Source organism: Glycomyces sp. NPDC047010 (assembly GCF_040644205.1).
In the GTDB taxonomy this organism is placed as follows: Bacteria; Actinomycetota; Actinomycetes; order Mycobacteriales; family Micromonosporaceae; genus Glycomyces.
Genome location: NZ_JBEYVY010000003.1, coordinates 55,268 through 80,262 on the forward strand (window position 1 = coordinate 55,268; position 24,995 = coordinate 80,262).

The window sequence follows — 24,995 nt, forward strand, 5'->3', positions numbered from 1 at the left end:
CGCGGCCGCCGGGCCGCGGCGGGCGGGGACTACCAGTCTGCCGGAGCCTGGCGCCAGTCCTTGTTACCGCGGTACTCGCGATCGCGCATGTCGTTCCCTCCCTTCTGTGCTCGTGTCGGCGGCGGCCGGGCCCGCAGGCGGGGCCGCCGGTGGCCGGTCGGGGGTGCGGTGGAGGCGGGCGTGGAGGCCGACGGCGACGGCGGCGACCGATCCGACGGCGCCGCTCAAGGCGATCGCGACCGAGGGGGTGACGGCTTCGGCGAGGAGCCCGGCGAGGGCCATGCCGAGGCCCTGCGCGGTCTGGAGCCCCGCGGCGGCGAAGCCGATCGCCCTGGCGCGCATGCCGTCCGGGATGCCCTCGGTGAACGCGACCTGGGCGAGGACCATATAGGACCCGAAGGGGCCCGAGAGCGTCCAGAGTGCGACGGTCACCGGCAGACTCGGCCCGGCGAGGGTGAGCACGAGCGGCACGCCGGTGGCCGCGGCGAGGGGGATCGTGAGGTTGCGGCGCAGGGTCGGGCCGAGGCGCGCGACGAGGATCATCCCGACCGCGGCGCCGACGACGTCGGCGGCCATGAGCCAGCCGACCGCCGCGTCCCCGGCGCCGATCTGCGCGGCGTAGGGCACGGCCAGGGCCTCGGGGACCACGAAGCACCCGAACAGCCAGGTCATCCCGGCCAGGCCGAGGAGGCGCCGGTCGGCGGCGACGTAGCGGATGCCCGCGAGCGCGAAGCCGCTGCGGGTGCCGGTGCCGGCCGTGGCCGCGTCCGGCAGGTGGGGCCGCAGGCCGAGCCGGAGCACGATCGCGGAGAGCGCGAAGGTCACCGTGTTGACGGCGATGGCGAGGTGCGGGCTGCCGGTCGCGGCGACGAGCGCGCCGCCGAGGGTGAACCCGAGGATCTGCGCGATGTTGTCGGAGGCGCTCATGATCCCCTGGCCCACCGGGAAGAGCGGCCCGGGCAGGACCCGCGGGGTGGTCGCGGTGCGGGCGGCGGAGAACAGCGGGTGCGGGCAGGTGACGAGCAGGACCAGGACCGCGAGCACGGGGAGCGGCAGCGTCGGGATGATCATGAGGGCGCTGAGCGCGGCCCTGACGACCTCGGTGGCGACCATGACGGTGCGGCGCGAGTACCGGTCGGCGATCCCGGCCAGGAGCGGCGCCGTGATGAGCGGCGGGATGAGCGTCATGGCGTACACGAGGGCGGTGATCGCGGCCGAGTCGGTGCGCTCGAACACCAGCAGGGCGAGCGCGACCCGCGCGAACTGGTCGCCCATGCGGGACTGGACCTGGGCGAGCCACAGGACCCTGAACTCGCCGATGGCGACCACGTCGCGGAATCTAGCCGTCCGCTCGGACATGCGGCTCCTCCGGTTCACCGCGGACGGAACGCCGCGGACGAGGGCCATTGCACCCGCACCGGGCCCGAATCGGAAGGGCCGGTTGGAATCCGTTGGATCCGCACGCAAGAGGACACCGCGGGGCGCCGCACGCGGAGACGGCCGGAGCCGGGACCCCGCACGGGGTTCCGGCTCCGGCCTCGGTGCCACACGGTTGAGAGCCGGGCATCCTCGGGGTGCTACTGCCAGTCGTCTTCCCGGCGGTATTCGCGGTCGCGCACGGCAGCCTCCTCTCCTGGTTTCGCAAGGTGCCGCGATACTCCCGCGAACGCGCCGCCGCCGGAAGGCGCGGTTGGAACGCGCTGGAACCGGCCCGGTGCGCCCGCGCCCCGGCCGACCTGGACGCGATGCGCCGCTCGGCCTAGTTCGCCTGGGTCGTCGGCATGATCGTGAGCCGCTCGATGTTGACGCGGGCGGGCAGGGCGACCAGGTGCGCGACGGCTTCGGCGACGTCGCCGGGTTCGAGGATCGCCATGGTCGCGAAGGTCTCGTCGAGCCACGCGGTGGCGTCGGGCTCGGTGACGTGGCCCTGGAGCTCGGTGCGGACGATGCCCGGCTCCACGACCGCGACGCGCACGCCCTGGGCGCCGAGCTCGATGCGCAGGTTGCGGGAGTAGTGGGTCACGAACGCCTTGGTGCCGCAGTAGACCTCGAACGTCGGGAACAGGTTCTGCGCGCCGATCGAGGAGGTGTTGACCAGGTCGGCCACGCCCTTCTCGGCGGCGGCCTTGCGCAGCTGCGGCACGAACGCGGCCACGGTGTTCAAGAACCCGCCGATGTTCAGGTCCACCTGCTGGTCCCACAGGTCGGTGCGCACGTCCTCGATCTTCGAGGGCAGCATGACGCCGGCGTTGTTGAACAGGAGGTCGACGGTGCCGAGATCGGCTTCGATCCGGGCGGCCGCGGCCCGGACCGCGTCGGCGTCGGTGACGTCGACCGGGACGGCGACCGCGGTCCCGCCGTCGGCGTTGATGCGGTCGGCGAGCGCGGCGAGGCGGTCGGCGCGGCGGGCCAGGACGGCGACCTTCGCGCCGCGCCCGGCCAGCAGTGCGGCCGTCGCCTCGCCGAGGCCGCTGGAGGCGCCCGTGACGACGGCGACGCGGCCCGCGAGCGGCAGAACGGTGTTCACAGCAGACATTTCGATTCCTTCGGTGCGCTTGGTTTCCAGGGCGGTGGGGCCGCCCTGCAATCGAGTACAGCACCGGAAAACGCCTGGAAACGGGCCCAAAAATCCCCTCCCGCGACTGGTACCGCCAGTACCAGTCAGGCGGCCGTCCCGGGCTGCGCGGCGAGGCAGAATTGGGGCATGGACCAGCGCACCGAGATCTCGGACTTCCTGCGGAGCCGCCGCGCCCGCGTGCTCCCGCAGGACGCGGGCGTACCCGACGACGGCCGCGTGCGACGCGTCCCGGGCCTGCGCCGCGACGAGGTCGCGCGCCTGGCGAACATGAGCGTCGAGTACTACACACGACTGGAGCAGGGCAGGGCCGGGAACCCCTCCCCCGAGGTGCTCGACGCGCTCGCCGAGGCGCTGCACCTCGACCCCTCCGAGCGCGAGCACCTCAAGGACCTCGCGGGCCGCCGCTCCCCCAGACGGCGCGGACCGCTCGCCGCCCAGCGGGTGCGACCGGGCCTGCTGCTGACGCTCCAGAGCCTCGAATCGGTGCCCGCGTTCATCATCGGCCGCCGCATGGACGTGCTCGCGGTGAACCGGCTCGCGAAGGCCGTCATCACCGACTTCGACGCGCTCCCTGCCAAGAGGCGCAACCTCGCGCGCTGGTACCTCCTCGACCCCGAGGCGCGCGAGCGCGTCGTCGACTGGGAGACCGTCGCACGCGACTCGGTGGCGGTGCTCCGCTTCGACGCCGGGCGCCACCCCGGGGACCGCCAGCTCGCCGACCTCGTGGGCGAGCTGACCCTCGGCTGCCCGGAGTTCAGCGGCTGGTGGAACGACCACCATGTGCTGCGCCGCACCCACGGCCGCAAGGCGTACCGCCACCCCGTGGCCGGGGAGATCGAGTTCGCGTACGAGTCGCTGGAGTTCCCCGACGACCCCGACCAGACGCTGTGCGTCTACAACGTCGAGCCGGACTCCCCCAGCGCGCAGGCGCTGCGCCTCCTCGACAGCTGGACCGCCCCCGCGGCCTCCCGCCTTGGCGTGGAACCGCTTCCGCGAGAGATATAGAGTGTGATCTATCACTACCTTCGCCGGAATTGCCCGCACTGGTTATGATTCACGGCCATGACGTACATCTTCGACGTGTGGACCTGGGGCCGTGAGGGAAACACGCTCGACGGGACGCTCACGAGCCTCATCGGCGAAGACGTCCGGTTCAATCGCGGCAGCGGATTCGGGCTCCAACTGCTCATGGACGCATGGTTCCAGGGCTTCGGCGCCACCGACATCGACCCGGCGACCGCCGCGGAGTTCGCGGAGTGCTTCGAGCTCATCCTCGGCAAACGCGTGTGGATCGACGACAAGGGCTTCGTGCTCGACGACCGCACCAAGCAGCGGATCGAACCGAAGGTCAACGCCTACAACGAGTACGAGGGCCGGATCGACGGGCACGCGGGCCGCTCCGACGGGCACGCGTACCTGCTGACCAAGCCGCAGGGCGCCGAATTCCGGCGGCGGGCCGAGTCCGTGATCGCCTCGTTCTCGGTCGACCCGGAGGCCGACGGCGAGCAGGCGGGGTTCACGATCCGCGTCTCCGACCCGAAGTACCTGGACCACATGGCCAGCCACCGCAGCTTCCGGACCGCCTTCACCGGCGCGGCGGAGTGACCCGGACGGTGGAAACGCGCTCGGACGACGCACCGGACAGCGGTAGCATCCCCGGGATGGACGCCTGGGAATGGGACGAGACGCTCTTCGCGGGCACCGCCGCGCACTACGGGACCGGCCGGATGCCCTACCCGCCGGGCCTGGCCGACGCGGTGCGCGACGCGCTCGGCCTCGACGGGACCGGGCGGCTCCTCGACGTGGGCTGCGGGCCCGGCTCGCTGACCGTGCTCCTCGCGCCCCTGTTCGCCGAGGCCGTGGGCGTCGACGCCGACCCCGGCATGATCGCCGAGGCGCGACTCAAGGCCCCGGGCATCGACTGGCGCCGCATGCGCGCCGAAGCCCTCCCCGGCGGGCTCGGGACGTTCCGGGTCGTCACGTTCGCGCAGTCGTTCCACTGGATGGAGCAGGAGCACGTCGCCGAGCGCGTCCGCCCCATGATCTGCCCCGAGGGCGCCTGGGTCCACATCGGCGCCACCACCCACCGCGGCGTCGAATCCGATGCGCCGCTGCCGCTCCCGGCCCCGCCCTGGGACGGGATCGACGCGCTCGTGGCCGAGTACCTGGGCCCGGTGCGCCGCGCCGGTCAGGGCGTGCTTCCCAACGGCACCAAGGGCTTCGAGGAGGACGTGCTGTCCCGCGCCGGGTACACCGGGCCCGAGCGGATCACCGTGGACGAGGGCCGCACGGTGGAGCGGAGCGAGGACGAGGTCGTGGCGGCCGTGCTCTCCCTGTCGAGTTCGGCCCCGCACCACTTCGGCACGCGGCTTCCCGCGTTCGAGGCGGACCTGCGCGCGCTGCTGCGCGGGGCGGCGCCGGACGGGCGGTTCGCCGAGCGGATGCGCGGCATCGAGATCGTGGTCTGGCGCCCCTAGGGCGCGGCGCGATAAGGTCTCGTCCCATGGCCGAACCCGAATACCGGAGCGTGACCCGGACCCAGTACGACGAGGTCGCGCAGCTCTACTACGACATGTTCAAGGACTCCCTGCGCGAGCACCCGTTCGACCGGGCGATGATCGTCGCCTTCGCCGAGCTGGTGCAGGAGGCGGGAGCGGGGCCTGTGGCCGACATCGGCTGCGGCCCAGGGCATATCACCGGCTATCTGCACGCGCTCGGACTCGACGTGCAGGGCATCGACCTCTCGCCGGAGATGATCGCGCTCGCGCGCCGCGAGCACCCCGGGATCGCGTTCTCCCTGGGCGACATGAGCGCCCTGGACCTGCCGGACGGGGGCCTCGGCGGCGTGCTGTCGCGGGCCTCGATCATCCACACCCCGCCCGAGGAGGTCGGCCCCGTGTTCGCCGAGTTCCACCGGGTGCTCGCGCCGGGCGGGCTGCTGTCGCTCAGCTTCCAGGCCCACGACGGGACCGACCGGCTCGCGTGGCCGTTCGACCACAAGGTCGCCCCTGCGTGGCAGTGGTCCTACGACCGCGTGGCGGACCTCTTGCGGGACACCGGGTTCGCCGAGGTCGCGCGGCTCGTGGAGGCGCCCGGGGAGGACCCGGTGCGCGGGTTCCACTTCTGCCACCTCGTGATGCGGAAACCGGTCCCGGATATCTCGTAGGCGCGCTCCCACGCACGGGTAAATCATGATATTTATTAGTATCGATAGATAAGCCTGTCCGCGGTCGGGTTGGGGTGAAGCGGATCCGAGCAGAGGAGTACCTGCATGGCATCCATGCCAACCCGGCCGCGGCGCCTCGCCGCGGCCGTCGCCCTGTCGGCGGCGGTGGCCGCCGCGACGCTGGGCATCGTGACGGCGGGCCCGGCGCACGCCGTCGGCTGCCAAGCGCTCGACTACAAGGTGGTGAGCGACTGGGGCTCGGGCCACCAGGCCGCCGTCTCCCTCACCGCCGCCGACGGCGCCGTGGACGGCTGGGAGATCGGGTTCCAGCTCAAGCCCGGCGCGCAGGTGCAGAGCGCCTGGAACGTCTCGTGGTCCCAGTCCGGGACCGCGTTCACCGGCTCGGACGTCGGCTGGAACGCGGCCGTCGGCGCCGGGCAGACCCGCGAGCTGTTCGGGCTCGTCGTCTCCGGCTCCGGGGCCGTCCCGGCCGCATTCTCGCTCAACGGGGTCGAGTGCGGCACGGTGGAGCAGCCCACGGACACCCCGAGCGAGGACCCGACCGACGAGCCCACCGACGACCCGACCGACCCGCCGACCGATCCCGAGCCCGGGGACTGCCCGGCCGGGGCCGTCTGCGACGGCTTCGAGGACCAGGCCGGGACCGTCCCGGGCGGCGCGTGGAGCGTCGGGGCCCAGGACTGCACCGGCACCGGGACCGCCACAGTGGACACGGCAGTGTCGAACGGCGGCGGGAAGTCCGTGCGCGTCAACGGCGGCGCGACCTACTGCAACCACGTGTTCGTGGGCCGGGCCCTGCCCGCCGACGCCGAGTGGTTCCGGGTCTACATGCGGCACAGCACCGCTCAGCCGCCGAACCACACCACGATGATCGCCATGCAGGACCGCAACGACGCGAATGGCGACCTGCGCCTGGGCGGCCAGAACTCGATGCTCCAGTGGAACCGCGAGTCCGACGACGCGACCCTGCCCGCCCAGAGCCCCGCCGGGGTCGCGCTCAGCGCGCCGTTCCCGGTGGACACCTGGGTGTGCGTCGAGTACCGGATCAGCGGCGGGAACCTCGCGACCTGGGTCGACGGCGAGGCCGTCACCGGTCTCACCGTCGACGGGGTCCCGACCCACGACGTGGACGAGCAGTGGCTCTCCAAGTCCGGGTGGAACCCCGACCTCGCGGACCTGCGGCTCGGCTGGGAGAGCTACGGGAACGACGCCGACACCGTCTGGTACGACGACGTCGCGTTCGGGCCCAGCCGAATCGGCTGCTGAAGCACGGTCGGAGCGGCTGCTGAGGCACAGCCTGAGCGGCTGCTGAGACGGGGCCGCCCCGCTCCTGAGGAGAGGCGGGGCGGCCCTCACCGCCGCCGGGCCCACGGCGCGAGCTGCACGGCGCCCCAGGCGATCTCGACGGCCAGGAACCCCCACAGGAGGTCCGGGCCGCCGTGCGCGAGGGCGTAGGCCATCCACAGCGAGAACAGGACGCGCGCCGCGCCGTCGAACAGGCCGTGGACCCGCTGCGGGCGCAGCAGCCGCAGCAGGGACCACACGACGACGACCGAGCCCATCAGGTTCGCGTACAGGACCTGCATCGGGTCGAGCGCGGGGAACGCGCCGAGGCCGAGCGCGCCGCTGAGGCCGTTCAGGGCGGTGTGGACGAGGGCGAGGGTCCACGGCGTGGCGAACCCGGCGGTCACGACGAGGTCGTAGACGGCGCTCGCGCGGACCACCTTGAGGTACGGGGACCGCTGCGGCGCAGCGATATCGAGAGCGGCGGTGTCGGGGACGGCGGTCATGGAGGTGCTCCGTTCGTTCGGGTCGGGCTACCGTAAACGGTGGAGTGCACTCCAATGTCAAGTCGCGAGGGAGCGGTCATGCGGATCGGGGAGCTGTCGGAGCGGTCGGGGCTGAGCCGGGACGCGATCCGGTTCTACGAGCGGATCGGGCTGGTCGAGTCGCACCGGTCCCCCAACGGGTACCGGGACTTCCCCGAGGAGGCCGTGCCGTGGCTCGACTACGTGCGCACGGCGCAGCGCCTCGGGTTCTCGCTCGCCGAGATCGGCAGGCACGGCGCGGAGCTGCGCGAGGCCCCCGATTCGGCGGCGGCGCTGTCGGCGCTGTTCGCGGAGCGGGTCACCGCGGTGGACGCGAAGATCGCGGAGCTGGCGGCCCTGCGCACGGAGCTGGCAGCGCGGGCGGACACGGGGTGCCCGCTGGAGCCGGACCGGGTCGGGCGGCCGGGCCTCAGGCGACGGTGAGCACGGTCTTGCCGCGGGACTTCCCGGCCTTGAGCCGTTCGAGCGCGGCGGCGGCGTCCGCAAGGGGCGCTTCATGGTCGATGAGGAACCGGATCTGTCCCCTCTGGACGGATTCGGCGAGGGACGCGAGCGTCGCGGGCCTGGCGTTGGCGTAGAGGTTCCAGCCGCGCAGGCCCTTGTCGGAGAGCAGCTCGGCGTCCACGGCCCCGTTGGAGGAGACGATCGCGCCGTTCGGCTTGAGCAGCAGGGCGATCGGCTCGACCGTGTCGGGCCCGGAGACGAGGTCCACGACCGCGTCGATGCCCTCGGGGTGCGCCTCGCGCACCTGGTCGGCGGTGGGGCCCGCGGTGAAGTCGACGGTCTCGGCGGCGCCGAGGTCGCGCAGGAGGCCCGCGGTGGCGGGGTCGGTGGTGGCGATGACGCGGATGCCCTGGGCGGCGGCGAGCTGCACGGCGGCCTGGCCGACCCCGCCGGACGCGCCGTTGACCAGGAGCGTCTGACCGGGCCCGGCGCCGGTGCCCTCGACGAAGTCGTGGGCGGCGGCCCCGGCGGTGGGGATCGCGGCGGCGGTCGCGAAGTCGAGCGCGGCGGGGAGGCGGGCGAGCTTGGCGGCCTTGGTGATCGCGTACTCGGCGTAGGAGCCGCGGCCGAGCTGCACGTCCATGAACTGGCCGAACACGCGGTCGCCGGGCTCGAAGCGGGCGTCGGTCGGGCCGGGCTCCCCGACGCTGACGACCGTGCCGGCGCCGTCGGAGCCGAGGACGAGCGGGAACTCGTGGTGGACGGAGCCGCGCATGGCGCCCTCGACGACCTTCCAGTCGAAGGGGTTGACGCCCGCGGCCGCGATCTTGACGAGCACTTCGCCGGGGCCGGGCTCGGGGACGGGGAGGTCCGCGAGGGTCGGCTCGGTGTGGAAGTCGGTGGCGACGACGGCGCGCATAGGGGTCCCCTTCGGTCCTGACCGGCGGGCGCCCGGCTGCGCCCGGCCTGAATCTACACCGGTGCGTACCCGGATGAGACCGATCGGACGCGTGCTGCGCGGAACGCTTTCCACGCAAGGGGATCGACTCGCACTAATCGGGGCGTTTCGCCAGCGCACAAGGGCCTTGTACGCTTCACCGTGGACACGGCACCCCCTCCCGCCGGCCTGCTGCGCGCGACGCGTCCGCCCCTGCCCCGACCCCTCCGGAGGTGCCCCCATGCGTGCTTGGATGGACCGCGGCGTGCTGCGCGGCCGGATCCACGGGCGTTCGCTCCTGGTCCTCGTCGCGGTCGCGGCGCTGGTGTCGGTGGCGGCGGTGTGGCAGTTCGGGTCGCTGCGCGACGAGCACGACCCGGACCTGTCCGACGCGGACACGCCCGGGGGCCCGCAGTTCACGGCCGCGGCCGACGTGACGAGCGAGAGCGCCCCGGCGTCGCCTCCGGAGTCCCCCGAGTCCTCCCCCGCGTCCTCGGCGAGCGAGCCGACGTCCTCTGCGGCGGCCGAGTCCTCGTCGGCGAGCGCGGCGGACGCCGGGCCGCAGTGCACGGCGTCCCTGTCGCTGGACGACGAGTGGTCGTCGTCGATCTCGGTGGCGGTGTCCGTGGCGAACACGGGCGCGGAGCCGATCGACGGCTGGGAGGTGCTGCTCGCCCTGGACGGCATGGACGTGACCGCCGCGTGGGGCCTGGAGCACCTCGACGGGGACCGCTACGGCGACATCATGTTCAACGCGGCGATCGCGCCCGGCGAGAGCGTGGAGCCGAGCTTTTCGGCGGCCGTCGAGGACGGCTGGACGCTGCCCGCGACGGTCCCCTGCACCCCCGCCTAGGACTCGGTGCGGATCTCCACCTTGTGGAGCACGGGGAAGTTCACGGACTTGGCGATGAAGCAGTCGCGGTTGGCGTCGTGGTGGAGCTCGGCGGCGCGCTCGGCCTTCGCGGGGTCGGCGATGGTGACGACCGGGTGGAGGACGACCTCGGTGAAGCGGCCGCTGTTGCCCTTCTCCTCGGTCATGGTGCCGGTCGCGGCGTCGGTGTAGGCGGTCACGGCGATCCGCTCGCGCGCGCACAGCGAGAAGTAGGTGAGCATGTGGCATTCGGAGAGCGAGGCGAGGAGCAGCTCCTCGGGGTTCCAGCGCTCCTTCTGGCCGAGGAACGCCGGGTCGGCGCTGCCGCGGATGAGGGGCTTGCCGGGGGCGGTGATGTCGTGGTCGCGTCCGTAGTCGAAGTACTTGGCGGTGCCGTTGCCGGTGTTGCCGGTCCACTCGACGGTGACCTCGTAGTGGTGCTCGCGGCCGCTCATGGCGTGCTCCTTCCGTTGCGGTGAACCGAATCGTATCCGGGCCCGGGGCGGGCCCGACAGGTCATTTCCCGGGGAGGAGGACGGTCTGGCGGTCGGGGACGGCGTCGGCGAGCTTGTCCCACCAGTGGCGGTGGCGCCGGTACACGTCGGGTTCGCGGTCGGCGAGGAGCGCGGTGAGGCCCGCGGCCTCCTCGGCGAGGGCGTCCCAGACGTCGTCGGGGAGCGGGTGGAACGCGGTGGCCTCGATGCCGGCCTCGCCCGAGTCGTCCACGACGGTACGCCAGACGCCCGCGGCGAGGCCGTCGACGAGGAGCATTGGGAGGACGTCGCCGTTGTTGCGGATGAGGGTGGTGCGGTACTCGGGCGGGACGGTGCGGGCGCGGTCGTGGAACGCGAGGAACACGTTGTCCCACATGGCCATCAGGCGCGGCGGGGCGGGCGTGTCCTCGTCGGGGAGCGCGGCGCCGGGCAGGTCGTAGAGGACCTCGCCGCCCGGGCCCTGGTGGAGTTCGAGGTCGAGGGGGACGAGGGCCCGCTTGACGCGGCCGCGCTGGACCATCGCGAACTGGGCGACGTCGGCGACGGAGACGGGCCCGAAGCCCTCGATGTGCCGCCGGATCAGCGTGCCGAGGGCGGCGTCGGAGGCGGCGTCGTCGCGGAGGGCGGGCCGGTCGGGGGCGGCGGTGTACTCCACCTTGTCGGTGAAGCTCCAGGGCCCGGCGCCGGGGGCGCGCAGGACGGGCGCGTACTGCCGGATGCCGGGCCACACGGCCTTGGCGGTCTCGGGGTCGAGGCGCTCGGCGAGCCACGTCTCGCATTCGCGGGCGGTGCGGACCTCGCCGGCGGCGAACAGGGCCTCGCAGAGCGCTTCGGAGAGGGCGTACGCCTCGGCGCCGGTGATCCCGGCGGCGGCGATGCGCCCGCCGAGCTTGGCGGCGTAGAGGGACGGGTCGGTGGCCTCGCGGAAGACCCGGTACTCGTCGGCGGCGACGGTGTGGAGCGTCATGCGGACGGGGTTGCCGCGCAGGACCCGGCCGTCCTCGTAGGCGGCGTCGAGGTCGGCGGGGTCGAATCCGGCGACGCGGTTCCACAGGCCGATGTACCCGGAGACGGGCGACTGGGTCTGGAGTGCGACGGCGCCGCGCACGGCGGACGGGACGTCGGCGGCGGCGCGGTGCAGGAGGGACTGGCGGTCGAGGGTGGCGCGGTTCAGCCGCCGGGTCGTGAGCTGCATGGTCCGAGGCTAGCCGGACCCACCGACATTGGGCCGCGGCCCGGGACCGGACCCTGGCCGGTCCGGTCCCAGATGGGGGTCTTACATCGTGAGGACGTACGCGGCGCAGGAGCTGAGCAGCATCTGGCTGCCCTCCTTCGACATGTCGTGCTCCTCCTGCGTGGCGCAGGTCTGGGAGATCACGAGGCGCGTGCGGCCCTCGCCGAGGTCGGTGAGGTCCAGGCGCATGACCTCCTCGCCGCCGCCGGGCGTGTCCATGCCCATGACGAGCAGCTTGTCCTCGACGACCTCGATGTAGCGACCGGTGATCGGGAATTCCTGGCCGTCGGGGGTGACGACGGTGGAGGTGTACTTGCCGCCGGGCGACACGTCGAGCTCGACGGACCCGGGCTTGGAGTAGCTCCACGCCTCGTAGTGCGGGTTCTCGGTCCAGGCGCGCCAGACGGTCGCGACGGGGACGTCGACCTCGCCGGTGAGCGTGTAGGGGAAGCCTGCGGTGTTCTCGTTGGCGGTCATCTCGATCCTCCGTGGTCGGGGTCTTCGTTCTCTGCACGTGTAGACGGGGCCGCCCGCGCGGATTCATCGCGCCCGCCGAAGTTTTTCCGGGAACTTCTCCCGCGGGCTCGGGAGCGGCGCCGGTGGCGGCGGTCTGGGAGAATCGGGCGATGGACGCCGAACTCACCGTGACCGGTTCCGCCGACCCCCGTGGGGAACTGGTGCTGCTGCGGAAGTGGCTGAACCGCGAGGACGACTACCGGGGCCGGGTGGACTTCAAACCGGCCGAACCCCAGGAGGGCGAACTCGGCTTCGCCACGGACGTGCTGCTCGCGGGCATCGCCGCCGGGGGCCTGGACGCGCTCGGGCGGACCGTCGCTGTGTGGATCCAGTCCCGCCGCTCGGAGATCGAGGTCGAGGTGAGCGCGCCCGACGGCACCCGCGTGCGGATCACCGCCAAGGGCCCGGTCGCGAAGTCGGTCGCGAAACGCCTCGACCCGGGAGCGTAGCGATGCGCCTGCCCGACGGCGCGCGGTCGCGCGCCCTGCTCATCGGCACCACCAATTACGACCACGAGAGCCTGGAGGAGGTCGCGGCCGCGCGGAACAACGTGGAGGCCCTGCGGGAGTCCCTGGCGCGGGACGCCGGGATCAGGGGCGAGGACTGCACGGCGCTCGTCAACCCGCGGGACCTGGCCGAGGTCGGCGCGGCCGTCGACCTCGCGGCGCGGACGGCCGAGGACCTGCTGCTGGTGTACTACAGCGGGCACGGGCTCGTGGACGACGAGGGCCTGCTCAACCTCGCACTGCCGCAGACGTCCCCGGCGCTCCTGCCGTGGAGCGCCATCCCGTTCCGGTTCCTGCACAAGGCGGTCCAGAACGCCCGTGCGGCCACGAAGGTGATCGTCCTCGACTCCTGTTACTCCGGCATCGCGATCGAGCCGCTGCTCGGCGGCGGCGACTTCATCGGCCAGCTGCGGATCAAGGGGCACTTCACGCTGACCTCCTCCCCCGCGAACTCGCCGTCGTACGCGTTCGAGGGGCGGTACACCGCGTTCACCGGGCTGCTCCTGGACGTGCTGGACGAGGGCATCGCCGAGGCCGGGGACCTGTTGTCGCTCAACGACATCTACAAGGAGCTGGCGCGCCGCGCGCACGCGCGCGGGCTCCCCGAGCCGCAGAAGTGCGGCACGCACATCGCCGCCGAGTCGCTGGCGCTCGCGCCGAACCGTTACCGGGACCGGCCGTCCGAGGTCTCCGTCTACCTGCCGGAAACGCATGTGCGCCAAATGGTCCAGACGCCCGCGCCGTCCACCGAAGCGGTGGTCACGGCCGACGAGGTGCGCGGCGTCAAGTTCACGGCGGTGCAGCTCGCCGAGGGGTACGACCAGGACGAGGTGGACGCGTTCCTCGACCGGGTGGTGCTCGCGCTCGTCGAGCCCGCGTCCGGGCCGCAGCGGCTCAGCGCCGACGACGTGCGGACCTCGATGTTCACGTCCACGCGCCTGCGCGAGGGCTACGAGGTCAAGGAGGTCGACGCGTTCCTGGACCGGATCGAGGCGGAACTCGAACGGCGCCAGGCGGTCGCGGGGCGCCGGTCTTAGGTTTCGAGCGCGGCGACCATCGCGGCGACGCGGGCGCGCACTTTCTCGGGGTCGGCGTCGGGGAGCACGGGCGAGCCGACGACGGCGCGCATGACGCCCATGCCGAGCAGGAGCGCGCCGACGAGTTCGGCGCGCAGCTCGGCGTCCTCGCCGTCGAAGCGGGCGGCCATGTCGGCGAGGTAGCGGTCGCAGACCTCCTCGTGGAGGCGGGCCCGGACCTCCGGGCGCCCGGCCGAGCGGAGCATGAGCAGCAGCGGGTGCTCGCCGCCGTCCCCGGCCCGGTCGCCGAGGACGACCTCCTTGAGGAGCGCGTCGGCGAACTCCACCGGCCCGGCGTCCTTCTCCCCCAACCCTTCTGGCACCTCGGCGGTGAGCGCCGCGTCGAATAGGTCTTTTTTGGACCCGAAGTAGCGGAAGATCAGCGTTGCGTCGACCCCGGCGTCGGCGGCGATCTCGCGCACGCCGGTGCCGTCGAAGCCGTGCTCGGCGAAGCGGCGGCGGGCGGCGTCGAGGAGGGCGGAGCGGGTGGCCGCGCGGTCGCGGCGCTTGGGCGCGTTCATGAAGTCAGCATAAGTCATCACCTGTTGACATATCGCGGCGCCCGGACTAGTCTTTGTCATCGATCGATGACTTACGACGAGAGGCGGCACCCCCGTGCGCACTTACCTGATCACCGGCGGCACCGACGGCATGGGCCGCGGCCTGGGCCTGCACTTCCTGGAGCGCGGCGACCGCGTCGTCGCCGTCGCCAGCGGCGAGGCGAAGGGCCGGGCCTTCACCGAGGCGGCCGCGCGGCTCGGCGCCGCCGACCGGGCCCGGTTCCTGCGGGCCGACCTGAGCACGGTCGCCGGGATGCGGGCCGTCACCGCCGAGGTCGAGTCCTCAGTGGAACGGCTCGACGGAGTGGTGTTCGCGACCCAGCGGTTCCAGCAGCGACGCACCCTCACCGCAGACGGCCTGGAGTACACGTTCGCGCTGTCCTATCTGAGCCGCTTCGTGATCGGCCACGGCCTCGTGCCGCTCCTCGACCGGGCCGAGGCGCCCGTGGTCTTCAACCTCGGCGCGCCCGGCGGGTTCCCCGGGCGGATCTTCTGGGACGACACCGCGTTCGAGCGCGAGCCGTACAAGGGCATGAAGGCCGCCACGCAGGCGTCCCGCTCCATCGACCTGCTCGCCGTGGACTTCCCGCGCCGCCACCCCGACACGCGGACGAAGTACGTCGTCTACAACCCGATGTTCGTCAAGACCGGCATGGCCGGGCCGCTCCCCCAGCCGAAGAAGGCCCTCACCAACGCCATGGCGGCCCTCTTCGCCCAGCGCGTCGAGAAGGCGATCGTCCCCATGGCCGCCCTCATCGACAACCCGCCCGCCGCCCCCGTCACCGCCTGGCGCCGCACCACCCCGCTCCCCCTGAGCGGCAAGGACTTCGACCTGGACGCGGCAGACCGCCTCCACCGGCTCACCGAGGACGTCCTCGGGCGGGTGGAGGCGGTCGGCGGCGACTAGTCGACGAGCGCGTCGAGGTCGATCGCATTCTTGACGGCGTCGAGGCGGCGGGTGGAGACCTCCGGGTCGACCCGGGTGCGGTCGATGTGGGCGAGCTCCTGGTTGGCCTCGGCGAAGGGGCGCATGCGGCGCTCGTAGCGGGCGAAGGCCAGCGCGTGGTCCGCGGTGCGGCCCAGCTCGAAGGCGAGGACGTAGGCGCCGACGAGGGCGAGGCTGGTGCCCTGGCCGGAGAGGGGGGCGGCGCAGTGGGCGGCGTCGCCGAGGAGGACGGTGCGCCCGGCGGACCAGGCGTCCATCTTGATCTGCGCCATGGAGTCGAAGTAGAAGTCGTCGGCGGTCTTCATGCGCTCCAGGAACTCCGGGACCTTCCAGCCGAACCCGGTGAGGTGCTCGGCGACGAGGGCCTTCTGGGCCTCGGTGTCGCGGTGGTCGTACTCGATGGGGTCGGAGCCGAAGCCGAGGAAGATGCGCAGTTCGCTGTTGTCGCGGACGGTCATGGCGCAGCCGCCGAGGTTGGCGCCGTCGTTGAACCAGGTCTGCCAGCGGTCGAGGCCGAGGAAGTTGTCCTGACTGAAGACGGAGAGGTAGGTGCCGAGGTGGTGGATGTAGTCGGCTTCGGGGCCGAAGGCGAGGCGGCGGGTGTTGGAGTGGAGGCCGTCGGCGCCGACGACGAGGTCGAAGCGGCGCGGGGCGGCGTGCTCGAATTCCACCGTGGTGCCGTCGGCGTCGTCGCGGATCGCGGTGATGGAGTCGCCGTAGAGGTACTCGACGCCGTCGAGCTTCGCGTGGACGAGGTCGACGAGGTCTTCGCGGAGGATCTCGACGTCCTCGGAGCCGATGGCACCGGAGGAGAGCGCGAACTCCTCGGAGCGCATGAGCTCGTTGCCTTCGGGGTCGAGGACGTTCATGCCCTTGGACTCGTTCTTGAGGGCGCGGGCGGCGGTTTCGAGGCCCATGCGGCGGATCACGGTGAGGGCGGCGCCGCGGACGTCGACGGCCTGGCCGCCGCGGCGCAGGGCCGGGGCGCGCTCGACGACGACGGGGGTGAGGCCCTGCTCGCGGAGCCAGTAGGCGAGGGCGGTGCCGGCGACGGAGGAACCGGAGATGAGGACGGTGGTCATGGGGTGCTCCCTGGGTACGTTGTACTGGACTGTCTGGGACCACCGTAGAAAATCCGGCCCTGACCTGCAAATACGTCCCGGATCTGCCCTAGGACAGCGGGGGCGTGGAGGGGCGGCCCGGACTAGGATCTGTCGTAGGACAGCACGAGGGAGGGGCCGCCGTGGCCGCATCGATCGAACCGCCGTACGCCCGCATCGCCGCGGAGCTGAGCAGGCGCATCGCGGACCGGGAGCTGCTGCCGGGCGACCGGGTGCCGTCGACGCGGCAGGTCGCCCAGGAATTCGGTGTGGCTCTCGCCACAGCGACGAAGGCGCTGGACGTGCTGCGGTCGGAGGGCCTGGTGGTGACCCGGCCGCGGTCGGGGACGGTGGTGGCACCGCGGCGCGGGGCGAAGGCGGGCGAGCCGGCGGCGGAGCTGACGCGGGCGCGCGTGGTCGAGGAGGCCGTGGCGATCGCCGACGTCGAAGGGCTGGAGGCGGTCTCGATGCGCGCGGTGGCGGGGCGGTGCGGAGTGGCGCCGATGTCCCTGTACCGCTTCGTGGAGGACAAGGAGCAGTTGGTGGAGCTGATGGGCGACACCGTGTACGGGTCGCGCGAGTTCACTGTGGAGGAGTCCGATCCGTGGCGGGCGCAGGTGGAGTCGATCGCGCGGGAGATGTGGCGCCTGCACCGCGCGCACCCGTGGCTGGGGCGGATCCAGCCGCTGACCCGGCCGCTGCCGCTGCCGGGGATCATCCGGCTCGGGGACCGGCTCCTCGGCGCCCTCGAACCGCTCGACCTGCCGCCGCGGCTGCAATTCGACGTGCACCTGCTGCTGTACAGCCACGTCGTGGGCCTGGCGGTGAACGTGGAGCGCGAGGACGAGGCGATGTCGCTCTCGGGAGTCTCCTCGGAGGAGTGGACCGACCTCCAGTACCTGCCGAAGTTCGGGGACGACGCGTTCATGTCCTCGGTCCCGCACTTCGCCAGGCTCTTCGGGCCCGCGGGGTCCATGTCGGACGGATACGATATGGACCTCGACGCGCTCTTCGAGCTCGGCCTCGGGGTGATCCTCGACGGCGTGGAGGCCCTCGCGGCCCGCCTGAAGTAGCACTTGCGTGCGATTACTCGAACTCGTATACTCGGAAGCGAGTAATCGATCAGAGGAGGTCGCATGTCCGGCAGACGCGGCAACCTGACGGCGCTCGCGGTGCTCTCCGTGGCGGCGTCGAAACCCATGCACCCCTACGAGATGGGACAGGCCATCCGCGGGTGGGGCAAGGACCGGGACATGAAGGTCAAGTGGGGTTCGCTCTACTCGGTCGTCGCGGCCCTGGAGAAGCGCGGCCTCCTGGAGGCCACCGGCACCGACCGCGAGGGCAACCGGCCCGAGCGCACCGTCTACCGCATCACCGCGGAGGGGCGCACCGAACTCGCCGACTGGACGCGCGAGCTCCTCGCCACGGTCGACGGCGACCACACCCGCTTCCGCGCCGGGCTCTCCGTCGCGGTCGTCCTCCCGCCCGACGAGGTCGTGGAGATCCTCCGCGGGCGCCTGCGGGCCCTGGAGACCGGGCTCGCCTCCGACGAAGGGGAGCTCCACCGCGTCCGCGGGACCGTGCCGCGCATGTTCCTCATCGAGGACGAGTACGCGCTCGCCACGGCCCGCGCCGAGGTCAAGTGGATCTACGCGCTCATCGCGGAGCTCGCCACGGGCACCTTCCCCGACCTGGAGCAGTGGCGGGCCTTCCACGAGAGCGGCGGCCTCGACGGCGGCACCGCCTCCGCCTGGGCCGCAGCCGAACCGCACGCCGAGGAGCACGCGAACGAGCGCTCCGGCGACCCCGCCTGACACCCCCGCAAGGAGACCACCATGACGAAGAAGGCGACGACCGCGGTCGTCATCGGCGGCGGCGTGGCCGGGCCGGTCACCGCCGCGGCCCTGGCCAAGGCCGGGATCGAGGCCACCGTGTTCGAGGCGTACCCCGGGCGGCCCGAAGGGGTCGGCGGCACACTCGCCCTGGCGGCGAACGGCAAGCGGGCCTTGGGCATCCTCGGCGCCGACGAGGCCATCGCCGAGATCGGCGACCCGGTCTCGGCCCAGGACCTCACCATCCGGACCCGGCGCTTCACCGTCCCGCAGCTCCCCGACGTCGGACCGATGTGGACGGTCCACCGGGCGGACCTGCACCGGGTGCTCCACGAGCGGGCCGAGGCCATGGGCGTGAAGTTCGCGTTCGGCAAGCGCCTGGAGGCGATCCGCGAGGACGGGGACGGCGCGACCGCCGTGTTCGGCGACGGGACCGAGGCGACCGCCGACGTCGTCGTGGGCGCCGACGGCGTCCACTCCACGGTCCGGGGCCTCATCGACGCCCGGAACCCGGGCCCGCGGTACACCGGGATGATCTCCTTCGAGGCCGTCGCCGACCTGGAGGTCCCGGTGGGGCCCGAGGTCATGAACTTCGCGTTCGGCAGGCGCGGCTACTACCTGTACTGGCGCCTCCCGCAGGGCGGCACGCGGTGGGGCGTGAACCTGCCGTTCCCCGAACCCCTGCCCGCCAAGGTGCTCCGCGAGACGTCGAACGAGGCGTGGCTGGCGAAGCTCCTGGAGCTGTACGGGGACGACGACCCCGGGGCCGAGCTGCTGCGCCGCACGCCCCCGGAGCGGGTCCTCTGCCACGGTCCCCTGTGGATCATGCCGAGCGTCCCGGTGTGGCACCGCGGGAGGGCGGTCCTGGTGGGCGACAGCGTCCACTCGCCGTCCAACAGCTCCGGGCAGGGCGCCTCGCTCGCCATCGAGAGCGGCATCGAGCTGGCGCGGTGCCTGCGGGACCTCCCGGTCCCCGAGGCGTTCGCCGCGTACGAGCGGCTGCGGCGCGCCCGCGTCGAGGGCATCGCCGCGAACGCCGCGAAGATCAACCGCGCCAAGGCGCCCGGTGCGTTCGCGCAGGCCGTCATGCCGCTCCTCATGCCGCTCATGCTCAAGACCGCGATGGACCCGGAGAAGACCCTCGGGCCGATCCAGCGCCACCGCCTCGACTGGGACGCGACGGCGACCGCAGGGGTATAACGGTTCCATCCACGACGAACCGGGAGTCCCCATGACCGATCTACACGTCGTCCTCGGCGCGACCGGCGCCATCGGCGGCGCCGTCGCCGACGAGCTGCGGGCCCGCGGCCACCGGGTGCGGGCCGTGAGCCGCAGCGGCGGCGGCCCCGACGGGCACGCCGCCGACGTCACCACCCCCGAGGGCGCGGCCGACGCGTGCGAAGGCGCCGCCGTCGTCTACCAGTGCGCGCAGCCGCCGTACGCGAGGTGGGCCGAGGAGTTCCCCGGGTTCACCGACGCGGTCCTCACCGCCGTCGAGCGGGCCGGGGCGCGCCTGGTCATGGCCGACAACCTGTACATGTACGGTCCCGTCAAGGGCCCCATGGGAGAAGACCTCCCGTACGCGGCCACGAACCCGAAGGGCCGGGCCCGCGCGAAGGTCGCGGACATGATCCTCGCCGCGCACCGCGAAGGCCGCGTGCGCGCCAGCCTCGGCCGCGCCTCCGACTACTTCGGACCCCGCGGGCTCAACACCATCCTCGGGCCCACGATCTTCGCCGCCGCCGCGGCCGGGAAGACCGCCCGCTGGGTCGGCGACCCCGACGTGCTCCACACCGTCGCGTACCTGCCGGACACCGCCGCCGGGCTCGTCACCCTCGGGGAGCGCCCCGAGGCCGACGGGCAGGCGTGGCACCTGCCGGTCCTCGCCGCGCCCACCGGGACCGAGTTCCTGGACATGGTGTGGGACGCCGCGGGCGGGCGTGCGAGGAACGCCGCGCTGCACCGCGGCATGCAGCGGGTCCTCGGCCTGGTCAACCCGGTCGTCAAGGAGCTCGGCGAGACCTGGTACCAGCGCGACCGCGACTGGGTCGTGGACGACACCGCGTTCCGGGCCGCGTTCGGCGACCCGACCCTGACCCCGCACGAGGAGGCGATCGCCGCGACCCTCGCCTGGTTCCGCACGCACGCCTGACCCCGCCGCAGGGCTGTTTTTTCCGGAAAAGGGAGAAACCGGGCACCGGGGCTTCGTACACTGCGCACATTTCCGTCTCCAATGGAGGGCACCATGACGCAGGAATACGGACAGGCCGGCGCTCCGGCGCGGGCGCCCCGGGAGATGAACGGGCTCGCGATCGGCGCGTTCGTCCTCGCGATCGTCGGCTGGTGCAGCCCGCTCGGCATCCTCGGGCTGATCCTCGGCTACGTCGCCAAGGGCCAGATCACGCGCCGCAACAACTCCGGCGAGGGGCTCGCGAAGGCCGCGATCATCCTCGGGTGGATCTCGATCGCCGCGTTCCTGCTCCTCATCATCGGGGCGATCGTCGGCGGCGTCTTCGCCAACTGGGACGAGTGGCGCCAGGACTGGAACGAGCACTACAACTAGCCGCACCGGGCGGGGCCGCGGCCCCGCCCGATTTCCCCGATCCCCCGCCGCCGCCACGGCGTTCGCCTACGCTTCGGGGCCATGGCATCGAATAGGACGAAAAGGACAGTGCTCGCCTTCGCGGTGGGCACTTTCGCTGCGGCGGCCGTGCTCACCGCGGCCCCGGCCCAGGCGGCCCCGCAGTACCGGGCCGACCAGATCGCGACCACCGGCCCCATCGCCATCGCGATGAACGCCGGGACCAGGCACCTCGTCTCCCACGACGACGCCGCGTTCATCAAGGTCCGCTTCGAGAACGTCGTCCTCGGCGAGCGCGACACCATCACCGTCGAACGCCCCGACGGCGGCGAATCCCGCCACTACGGCCCCGCCGACGTCCACGACGGCGGCCTGTGGGCGCTCTCCGTCGAAGGCGACGCCGCCCAGGTCGTGCTCGACGACCGGCCCGACGGGACCACCGCCGCCGCCCGCGTCGCCGAGTACTCGCGCGGGCTCACCGACGCGGAGCTGGACACGCGGCCCGTCACCGACGAGCCGTCCCCCGAGAGCATCTGCGGCCGCGACGACTCCCGGAACGCGCCCTGCTACAAGGACTCCGAGCCGCTCATGTACGACGCCGCGCAGTCCGTCGCGCGGCTCATCATCGGCGGCGAGGCGTACTGCACCGGCTGGAAGGCCGGGTACAACCGCTTCCTCACCAACAACCACTGCTTCAGCACCAGCGCCGAGGCCCGGGGCACCGAGGTCCAGTTCGGCTTCGAGTGCGTCGAGTGCGGCGGCGGCGAGACCTGGGACCCGATCAAGGTGAACGGCGAGAGCGTCCTCGCCACCGACCACACGCTGGACTTCACGCTGTTCACCGTGGACGACCCCGAGGCCCTCGCCGACCTCCCGGTCCTGCCGATCGCCACCGGCGGCGCCAAGGCCAGCGAGAAGGTCTTCATCCCCGGCCACCCGGCCGGGAAGCCGCGCCGCATCGCCGCCGACAGCTCCTCGGAGCAGCAGGGCTCGCGCTGCCAGGTCCTCGACCCGTCCGTCCACGGCCGCGGCTGGAACACCGACCTCGACTACCTGTGCGACACCGAGGGCGGGTCCTCCGGGTCGCCCGTCATCGACCGGTCCACGGGCAAGGTCGTCGGCCTGCACCACCTGGGCGGCTGCCCGAACCAGGCGGTCCGCATGGACCGCGTGTACCCGTACATCAGGGCGTACCTGGAGAACGAGTTCTGATCGGGGCGTTTCGCGGACGCGGGCGGCGGGGCACTCCCCCAGCCGCCCGTTCCGTTTCCCGGCGCCGCACGTTTGCGCTGGTTATGGTGGTGACCAGTCGATGTGGAGGTTCCCGTGAGCGAGACGCCGACCGAAGAGCCCGCAGCCGCCGACGAAGTGCGCGAGGACGCCGGGGGCGGGGTGCGGCGCGGGGTGTGGGGCGCGGTCCGGTGGATCGTGGCGATGCTCGCGTGCCTGCTCGCCGTCGTCGCCGTGACCGGCGCCGTCGCCGCCTACTATGCGCGGCTGGAGCTCCTGACCACCGACCGGTTCGTGGAGCGCACCGACATCATCGCCGAGGACGAGCAGGTCCAGGCCGCCATCGCCACGATGGTCACGAACGAGATCGCCAACGCCATCGACGTCGACGCGATCACCCAGCAGGCGTCAGGCTGGGTCGGCGTCGAGAACCCGCCCGCGTACGTCAAGGACCTCATCGCCTCAGCCGCCGAGAGCCTCCGCGCCTACATCGAGACCGAGGTCAACGAGTTCGTGGCGAGCCCGGCGTTCCTGAAGGTGTGGGACGCGGCCGTGACCGAGGCGCATTCCTCGCTCGTGTCGGCCCTCGAAGGGGACAACTCCGGTTCGCTCGTGGCCGACGGGAACACGCTGACCCTGGACCTGGGGAAGGTCGTGGAGGTCGTCAAGGAGCGCCTGGCCGAGAACGACTTCGCTTATGCGGCCGACATCCCCGCGATCGACGCGCAGTACGTGCTCGTCGACTCCGACCAGGTGCCCGAGCTCCAGGAGCGGACCGACCAGCTCAAGTGGGCCGCCACGTGGCTGCCGTGGATCGCTTTGGCGCTCCTGGTGGTCGCCGTGCTCGTGGCGCCGCGCCGGTGGGTGGCGGCGCTGGTCGTGGGCCTGCTCGCCGCGGCCCTCGCGGGGACGGCGCTGTTCGCGCTGTCGAAGGTGCGCGAGGAGTTCGTGAAGCAGGCCGGGGACGCCTCGTTCGCGCCGCTCACGTACGACGCGTTCACCTCGGGCCTCAAGGGCTCCTACCTGGTGATGCTCATCGCGGCGATCGTCGTCGTGGTGGCCGCGGTCGCGGCGATGGTCCTGCGCCGCGAACGGTCGCAAGCGAAGGTGCAAGGGACGCAGCCGAAGGCGGCCTAACGGGGCGAGGTCGCGGCCGCGCCTGGCGGCCGCGCCGACCGCGCGCTTGACGGTGTCGTCGACCGCGGCCGAGTTGAGGACGTCGAGTGCGGCGGCGGTGGTCCCCCCGGGCGTGGTGATCTCCTCCAGCAGCTCGTTCGCGGGCTGGTCGCTCGACTGCAGGTGCAGGCAGGCGCCGAGGAGCATCTGGTCGACCATGACGCGCGCGGCGTGCCGGTCCATGCCGCCGTCCACGGCCGCGGTGGTCATCGCGTCCGCGAGGTAGAACAGGAACGCCGGGCCCGAGCCGCCCACGGCGGTGATCAGGTCCATCATCGGCTCTTCGACCGTCACGGTGACTCCGACGCGGTCGAACAGGTCCTCGATCTCGGTCAGGTCGGTGCCGTCGGGGGCGGTCAGCGCGGTCGCGGCCTCGCGGGCGCGGGCGGCGATGTTCGTCATGGCGCGCACCGAGGTCACGCCGTCGGGGAGGTGCCGGGCCATGGTCTTGAGCGGCACGCCCGCGGCGAGCGACACGACGACCGCGTCCCCTTCGAGGGCCGGCGCGATCTCCTCCAGGACGCCTTCGACGGCCCCGGGCCGGACCGCGAGGAGCACCACGTCCGCTTCGGCCACGGCGCTCGCGTTGTCGGTGCCCACCTCGATCCCGTACGCGTCGGCGAGGACCGCGGCCCGCTCCGCGGGCAGCGCGGTCGCCCAAATCTGCGCGGGCGGCATCCCCGATTCGAGCAGGCCGATGAGCACGGCCTCCCCGAGATGGCCGACGCCGAGTATCGCGATGTCCATGACGCACCTCCTCCCAGAGCCGCAATGTAACGGGCCCGCCCCACCGCGCTCAGCGTTTCGGACGAATCGGGCCTAACGCAGCGCTTCCGCCATGGCCGTGAGCCACCGGTCGGTGGCGCGGGACTGGACCGCGCGGGCGACGGGCGCCGCGAGGCGACTGGCGAGCGTCCCGGGCACCGAGAACGAGCGGACCGTGAATCGCGTGCGGTCGCCCGCCGCTTCGAGCAGGAACGCGGCCTCGCCGCGCTCGGGGTGGCCCGGGAGCGAACCGTACCCGAAGCCGGTGAACGCCGCGGTCTCCTCGGCCCACACCACCCGGCACGGGATCCTGAGGACCCCGGCGAAGCGCAGCGCGACCTCGACGCCCACGGCCGCGCGCGGCGCGGTGGCCGCGGGGTGCAGGCCGCAGCGCTCGTGCAGGCCCCAGGTCATGAGGACCTCGGCGGGCCGGGCGAGCGGCGCGTCGAGGAGCGCGGTGCGTTCGAGGTGGCGGTAGCCGGGCGGGAGCGGTCCGGCGCGGGTGGCGCCGACCTCCGGATAGTTCAGTTCCATCGGGGCTCCGATCGGGGGTTGGGGGCCTCGAACAGCACGTGGTCGCGCAGGCGGCCCGTCGCGAGCGAATAGCAGGGGGTCAGCCCGAGGCGGCGGAAGCCGTTGCGGGCCAGCACTTTCTGCGAGGCCAGATTGTCGGGGAGGGTCTCGGCGCGCACCTGGTCGAGCCCGAGCTCCTCGAACGCGACCGTCTTCGCGAGGCGCACCGCCTCCGTGGCGATCCCGCGCCCCGTCTCGGCCGCGGCGACCCAGTACCCGACCGAGCACGTCCGGATGTACGGGCCCTGCACGATCGAGTTGAGCAGCAGCCCCCCGACCGGCCGCCCCCGGTCGAGGATCACATAGGACCGCCCGGTCCCCGCGGCGGTACGCGCCAGCGCGGCCTCGATGGCGTCGCGCACCCCCGCGAGCGTGTACGACGTGTCGTCCTCATCGGGCTCCCACCGCGAGAGCAGGTCCCGGCTGGCAGTGCGCAGAACGGCAACGGCCTCGGCGTCCCCCAGCGCAATGGGACGAAGGCTGATCGCAGGCGCCGCAGGCGGCCGTTCGAGCATGCTCCCCCCTCGTCCAGTCGATCCCGACCGATCGAGCCTAGTCCC

General features: G+C 72.7%; 28 protein-coding genes and 1 pseudogene. 17 read left to right on the top strand and 12 right to left on the bottom strand.

What is annotated here, in order from left to right; translation table 11 throughout:
* Positions 1-63 precede the first annotated feature (63 nt).
* Positions 64-1,359 carry an MFS transporter gene (locus AB0A65_RS06650; RefSeq protein ID WP_359947374.1) on the bottom strand — a complete coding sequence of 432 codons (1,296 nt, stop codon included), beginning with the start codon at positions 1,357-1,359 and terminating at the stop codon, positions 64-66.
* Between the two features lie 400 nt (positions 1,360-1,759).
* A complete protein-coding gene (locus AB0A65_RS06655; protein WP_359947377.1) occupies positions 1,760-2,536 on the bottom strand; it encodes an SDR family oxidoreductase in 777 nt (258 codons plus the stop codon).
* Between the two features lie 168 nt (positions 2,537-2,704).
* Between AB0A65_RS06655 and AB0A65_RS06660 the strand changes: the two genes are divergently transcribed.
* The 5 genes from AB0A65_RS06660 (at position 2,705) to AB0A65_RS06680 (ending at position 7,031) form a co-directional block, all read left to right on the top strand.
* Positions 2,705-3,583 carry a helix-turn-helix transcriptional regulator gene (locus tag AB0A65_RS06660; protein WP_359947380.1) on the top strand — a complete coding sequence of 293 codons (879 nt, stop codon included), beginning with the start codon at positions 2,705-2,707 and terminating at the stop codon, positions 3,581-3,583.
* Between the two features lie 57 nt (positions 3,584-3,640).
* Positions 3,641-4,183, top strand: a complete 543-nt coding sequence (locus tag AB0A65_RS06665) for a hypothetical protein (RefSeq protein ID WP_359947383.1) — start codon at positions 3,641-3,643, stop codon at positions 4,181-4,183.
* 56 nt (positions 4,184-4,239) lie between these two features.
* The gene (locus AB0A65_RS06670) at positions 4,240-5,055 is read left to right on the top strand and encodes a class I SAM-dependent methyltransferase (RefSeq protein WP_359947386.1); all 816 of its coding nucleotides are present in this window, start codon (positions 4,240-4,242) and stop codon (positions 5,053-5,055) included.
* A gap of 26 nt (positions 5,056-5,081) precedes the next feature.
* Positions 5,082-5,744 (top strand): methyltransferase domain-containing protein, encoded by a 663-nt coding sequence (locus AB0A65_RS06675; protein WP_359947389.1) that lies wholly within the window; start codon positions 5,082-5,084, stop codon positions 5,742-5,744.
* Between the two features lie 105 nt (positions 5,745-5,849).
* Positions 5,850-7,031, top strand: coding sequence for a cellulose binding domain-containing protein (locus AB0A65_RS06680; protein WP_359947392.1), 1,182 nt, complete (start codon positions 5,850-5,852; stop codon positions 7,029-7,031).
* An 86-nt stretch (positions 7,032-7,117) separates the two neighbouring features.
* On the opposite strand, the gene AB0A65_RS06685 is transcribed toward AB0A65_RS06680, so the two are convergent.
* Positions 7,118-7,555: a hypothetical protein gene (locus AB0A65_RS06685; protein WP_359947395.1), complete on the bottom strand. Its 438-nt coding sequence runs from the start codon at positions 7,553-7,555 to the stop codon at positions 7,118-7,120.
* 78 nt (positions 7,556-7,633) lie between these two features.
* On the opposite strand from AB0A65_RS06685, the gene AB0A65_RS06690 reads away from it, so the two are divergent.
* Positions 7,634-8,017 (top strand): MerR family transcriptional regulator, encoded by a 384-nt coding sequence (locus AB0A65_RS06690; protein WP_359948664.1) that lies wholly within the window; start codon positions 7,634-7,636, stop codon positions 8,015-8,017.
* Here the strand turns inward: AB0A65_RS06690 and AB0A65_RS06695 are convergent.
* Positions 8,004-8,957, bottom strand: a complete 954-nt coding sequence (locus tag AB0A65_RS06695) for an NADP-dependent oxidoreductase (RefSeq protein WP_359947398.1) — start codon at positions 8,955-8,957, stop codon at positions 8,004-8,006. The genes AB0A65_RS06690 and AB0A65_RS06695 overlap by 14 nt on opposite strands.
* A 259-nt stretch (positions 8,958-9,216) precedes the next feature.
* On the opposite strand from AB0A65_RS06695, the gene AB0A65_RS06700 reads away from it, so the two are divergent.
* Entirely contained in the window at positions 9,217-9,828 is a 612-nt protein-coding gene (locus tag AB0A65_RS06700) for a cellulose binding domain-containing protein (protein ID WP_359947401.1), read from the top strand.
* On the opposite strand, the gene AB0A65_RS06705 is transcribed toward AB0A65_RS06700, so the two are convergent.
* The 3 genes from AB0A65_RS06705 to AB0A65_RS06715 all read right to left on the bottom strand — a co-directional run bounded on the left by AB0A65_RS06705 (position 9,825) and on the right by AB0A65_RS06715 (position 12,051).
* Complete coding sequence (locus AB0A65_RS06705; RefSeq protein ID WP_359947404.1) at positions 9,825-10,301, bottom strand: OsmC family protein; 477 nt, start codon at positions 10,299-10,301, stop codon at positions 9,825-9,827. The two genes, AB0A65_RS06700 and AB0A65_RS06705, sit on opposite strands and share 4 nt — an antisense overlap.
* Positions 10,302-10,362: 61 nt before the next feature.
* Positions 10,363-11,535: a winged helix DNA-binding domain-containing protein gene (locus AB0A65_RS06710; protein ID WP_359947407.1), complete on the bottom strand. Its 1,173-nt coding sequence runs from the start codon at positions 11,533-11,535 to the stop codon at positions 10,363-10,365.
* Between the two features lie 81 nt (positions 11,536-11,616).
* Positions 11,617-12,051: an SRPBCC domain-containing protein gene (locus tag AB0A65_RS06715; protein ID WP_359947410.1), complete on the bottom strand. Its 435-nt coding sequence runs from the start codon at positions 12,049-12,051 to the stop codon at positions 11,617-11,619.
* A gap of 149 nt (positions 12,052-12,200) precedes the next feature.
* Here AB0A65_RS06715 and AB0A65_RS06720 point away from each other — a divergent pair, with 149 nt between their 5' ends.
* Positions 12,201-12,539 carry a hypothetical protein gene (locus AB0A65_RS06720; protein WP_359947413.1) on the top strand — a complete coding sequence of 113 codons (339 nt, stop codon included), beginning with the start codon at positions 12,201-12,203 and terminating at the stop codon, positions 12,537-12,539.
* Between the two features lie 2 nt (positions 12,540-12,541).
* The gene (locus AB0A65_RS06725) at positions 12,542-13,633 is read left to right on the top strand and encodes a DivIVA domain-containing protein (protein WP_359947416.1); all 1,092 of its coding nucleotides are present in this window, start codon (positions 12,542-12,544) and stop codon (positions 13,631-13,633) included.
* Here AB0A65_RS06725 and AB0A65_RS06730 read toward each other — a convergent pair.
* Entirely contained in the window at positions 13,630-14,193 is a 564-nt protein-coding gene (locus AB0A65_RS06730; RefSeq protein WP_359947419.1) for a TetR family transcriptional regulator, read from the bottom strand. The two genes, AB0A65_RS06725 and AB0A65_RS06730, sit on opposite strands and share 4 nt — an antisense overlap.
* A 94-nt stretch (positions 14,194-14,287) precedes the next feature.
* Between AB0A65_RS06730 and AB0A65_RS06735 the strand changes: the two genes are divergently transcribed.
* Positions 14,288-15,139: an SDR family NAD(P)-dependent oxidoreductase gene (locus tag AB0A65_RS06735; protein ID WP_359947422.1), complete on the top strand. Its 852-nt coding sequence runs from the start codon at positions 14,288-14,290 to the stop codon at positions 15,137-15,139.
* Here AB0A65_RS06735 and AB0A65_RS06740 read toward each other — a convergent pair.
* Positions 15,136-16,260 carry an FAD-dependent monooxygenase gene (locus tag AB0A65_RS06740; RefSeq protein ID WP_359947425.1) on the bottom strand — a complete coding sequence of 375 codons (1,125 nt, stop codon included), beginning with the start codon at positions 16,258-16,260 and terminating at the stop codon, positions 15,136-15,138. The genes AB0A65_RS06735 and AB0A65_RS06740 overlap by 4 nt on opposite strands.
* Before the next feature lie 161 nt (positions 16,261-16,421).
* Here AB0A65_RS06740 and AB0A65_RS06745 point away from each other — a divergent pair, with 161 nt between their 5' ends.
* From AB0A65_RS06745 to AB0A65_RS06775, 7 genes are all read left to right on the top strand, one after another.
* Positions 16,422-17,351, top strand: coding sequence for a GntR family transcriptional regulator (locus AB0A65_RS06745; protein WP_359947428.1), 930 nt, complete (start codon positions 16,422-16,424; stop codon positions 17,349-17,351).
* Positions 17,352-17,414: 63 nt separating this feature from the next.
* Positions 17,415-18,092: a PadR family transcriptional regulator gene (locus tag AB0A65_RS06750; RefSeq protein WP_359947431.1), complete on the top strand. Its 678-nt coding sequence runs from the start codon at positions 17,415-17,417 to the stop codon at positions 18,090-18,092.
* Between the two features lie 21 nt (positions 18,093-18,113).
* Entirely contained in the window at positions 18,114-19,310 is a 1,197-nt protein-coding gene (locus AB0A65_RS06755) for an NAD(P)/FAD-dependent oxidoreductase (RefSeq protein ID WP_359947433.1), read from the top strand.
* A 31-nt stretch (positions 19,311-19,341) separates the two neighbouring features.
* Positions 19,342-20,262, top strand: coding sequence for an NAD-dependent epimerase/dehydratase family protein (locus tag AB0A65_RS06760; protein WP_359947436.1), 921 nt, complete (start codon positions 19,342-19,344; stop codon positions 20,260-20,262).
* Positions 20,263-20,355: 93 nt separating this feature from the next.
* Positions 20,356-20,673 (top strand): DUF4190 domain-containing protein, encoded by a 318-nt coding sequence (locus AB0A65_RS06765; protein WP_359947439.1) that lies wholly within the window; start codon positions 20,356-20,358, stop codon positions 20,671-20,673.
* 123 nt (positions 20,674-20,796) lie between these two features.
* Positions 20,797-21,903, top strand: coding sequence for a serine protease (locus AB0A65_RS06770; protein WP_359947442.1), 1,107 nt, complete (start codon positions 20,797-20,799; stop codon positions 21,901-21,903).
* Between the two features lie 114 nt (positions 21,904-22,017).
* On the top strand, positions 22,018-23,058 hold the full coding sequence (locus AB0A65_RS06775) for a hypothetical protein (RefSeq protein WP_359948736.1): 1,041 nt from the start codon (positions 22,018-22,020) through the stop codon (positions 23,056-23,058).
* Between the two features lie 66 nt (positions 23,059-23,124).
* Here the strand turns inward: AB0A65_RS06775 and proC are convergent.
* The 3 genes and pseudogenes from proC to AB0A65_RS06790 all read right to left on the bottom strand — a co-directional run.
* A pseudogene (proC, locus tag AB0A65_RS06780) lies at positions 23,125-23,844 on the bottom strand (pyrroline-5-carboxylate reductase); the annotation flags it as partial.
* Positions 23,845-23,916: 72 nt separating this feature from the next.
* Positions 23,917-24,396 (bottom strand): DUF1990 domain-containing protein, encoded by a 480-nt coding sequence (locus AB0A65_RS06785; protein WP_359947445.1) that lies wholly within the window; start codon positions 24,394-24,396, stop codon positions 23,917-23,919.
* A complete protein-coding gene (locus AB0A65_RS06790; protein WP_359947448.1) occupies positions 24,387-24,950 on the bottom strand; it encodes a GNAT family protein in 564 nt (187 codons plus the stop codon). The genes AB0A65_RS06785 and AB0A65_RS06790 overlap by 10 nt, the downstream gene beginning before the upstream one ends.
* Positions 24,951-24,995: the final 45 nt, after the last annotated feature.

Coding starts and splice junctions, on each gene's coding strand:
- AB0A65_RS06650 (WP_359947374.1), bottom strand. CDS start 1,359: ATGTCCGAGCGGACGGCTAGATTCCGCGACGTGGTCGCCATCGGCGAG.
- AB0A65_RS06655 (WP_359947377.1), bottom strand. CDS start 2,536: ATGTCTGCTGTGAACACCGTTCTGCCGCTCGCGGGCCGCGTCGCCGTC.
- AB0A65_RS06660 (WP_359947380.1), top strand. CDS start 2,705: ATGGACCAGCGCACCGAGATCTCGGACTTCCTGCGGAGCCGCCGCGCC.
- AB0A65_RS06665 (WP_359947383.1), top strand. CDS start 3,641: ATGACGTACATCTTCGACGTGTGGACCTGGGGCCGTGAGGGAAACACG.
- AB0A65_RS06670 (WP_359947386.1), top strand. CDS start 4,240: ATGGACGCCTGGGAATGGGACGAGACGCTCTTCGCGGGCACCGCCGCG.
- AB0A65_RS06675 (WP_359947389.1), top strand. CDS start 5,082: ATGGCCGAACCCGAATACCGGAGCGTGACCCGGACCCAGTACGACGAG.
- AB0A65_RS06680 (WP_359947392.1), top strand. CDS start 5,850: ATGGCATCCATGCCAACCCGGCCGCGGCGCCTCGCCGCGGCCGTCGCC.
- AB0A65_RS06685 (WP_359947395.1), bottom strand. CDS start 7,555: ATGACCGCCGTCCCCGACACCGCCGCTCTCGATATCGCTGCGCCGCAG.
- AB0A65_RS06690 (WP_359948664.1), top strand. CDS start 7,634: ATGCGGATCGGGGAGCTGTCGGAGCGGTCGGGGCTGAGCCGGGACGCG.
- AB0A65_RS06695 (WP_359947398.1), bottom strand. CDS start 8,957: ATGCGCGCCGTCGTCGCCACCGACTTCCACACCGAGCCGACCCTCGCG.
- AB0A65_RS06700 (WP_359947401.1), top strand. CDS start 9,217: ATGCGTGCTTGGATGGACCGCGGCGTGCTGCGCGGCCGGATCCACGGG.
- AB0A65_RS06705 (WP_359947404.1), bottom strand. CDS start 10,301: ATGAGCGGCCGCGAGCACCACTACGAGGTCACCGTCGAGTGGACCGGC.
- AB0A65_RS06710 (WP_359947407.1), bottom strand. CDS start 11,535: ATGCAGCTCACGACCCGGCGGCTGAACCGCGCCACCCTCGACCGCCAG.
- AB0A65_RS06715 (WP_359947410.1), bottom strand. CDS start 12,051: ATGACCGCCAACGAGAACACCGCAGGCTTCCCCTACACGCTCACCGGC.
- AB0A65_RS06720 (WP_359947413.1), top strand. CDS start 12,201: ATGGACGCCGAACTCACCGTGACCGGTTCCGCCGACCCCCGTGGGGAA.
- AB0A65_RS06725 (WP_359947416.1), top strand. CDS start 12,542: ATGCGCCTGCCCGACGGCGCGCGGTCGCGCGCCCTGCTCATCGGCACC.
- AB0A65_RS06730 (WP_359947419.1), bottom strand. CDS start 14,193: ATGAACGCGCCCAAGCGCCGCGACCGCGCGGCCACCCGCTCCGCCCTC.
- AB0A65_RS06740 (WP_359947425.1), bottom strand. CDS start 16,260: ATGACCACCGTCCTCATCTCCGGTTCCTCCGTCGCCGGCACCGCCCTC.
- AB0A65_RS06750 (WP_359947431.1), top strand. CDS start 17,415: ATGTCCGGCAGACGCGGCAACCTGACGGCGCTCGCGGTGCTCTCCGTG.
- AB0A65_RS06755 (WP_359947433.1), top strand. CDS start 18,114: ATGACGAAGAAGGCGACGACCGCGGTCGTCATCGGCGGCGGCGTGGCC.
- AB0A65_RS06760 (WP_359947436.1), top strand. CDS start 19,342: ATGACCGATCTACACGTCGTCCTCGGCGCGACCGGCGCCATCGGCGGC.
- AB0A65_RS06765 (WP_359947439.1), top strand. CDS start 20,356: ATGACGCAGGAATACGGACAGGCCGGCGCTCCGGCGCGGGCGCCCCGG.
- AB0A65_RS06785 (WP_359947445.1), bottom strand. CDS start 24,396: ATGGAACTGAACTATCCGGAGGTCGGCGCCACCCGCGCCGGACCGCTC.
- AB0A65_RS06790 (WP_359947448.1), bottom strand. CDS start 24,950: ATGCTCGAACGGCCGCCTGCGGCGCCTGCGATCAGCCTTCGTCCCATT.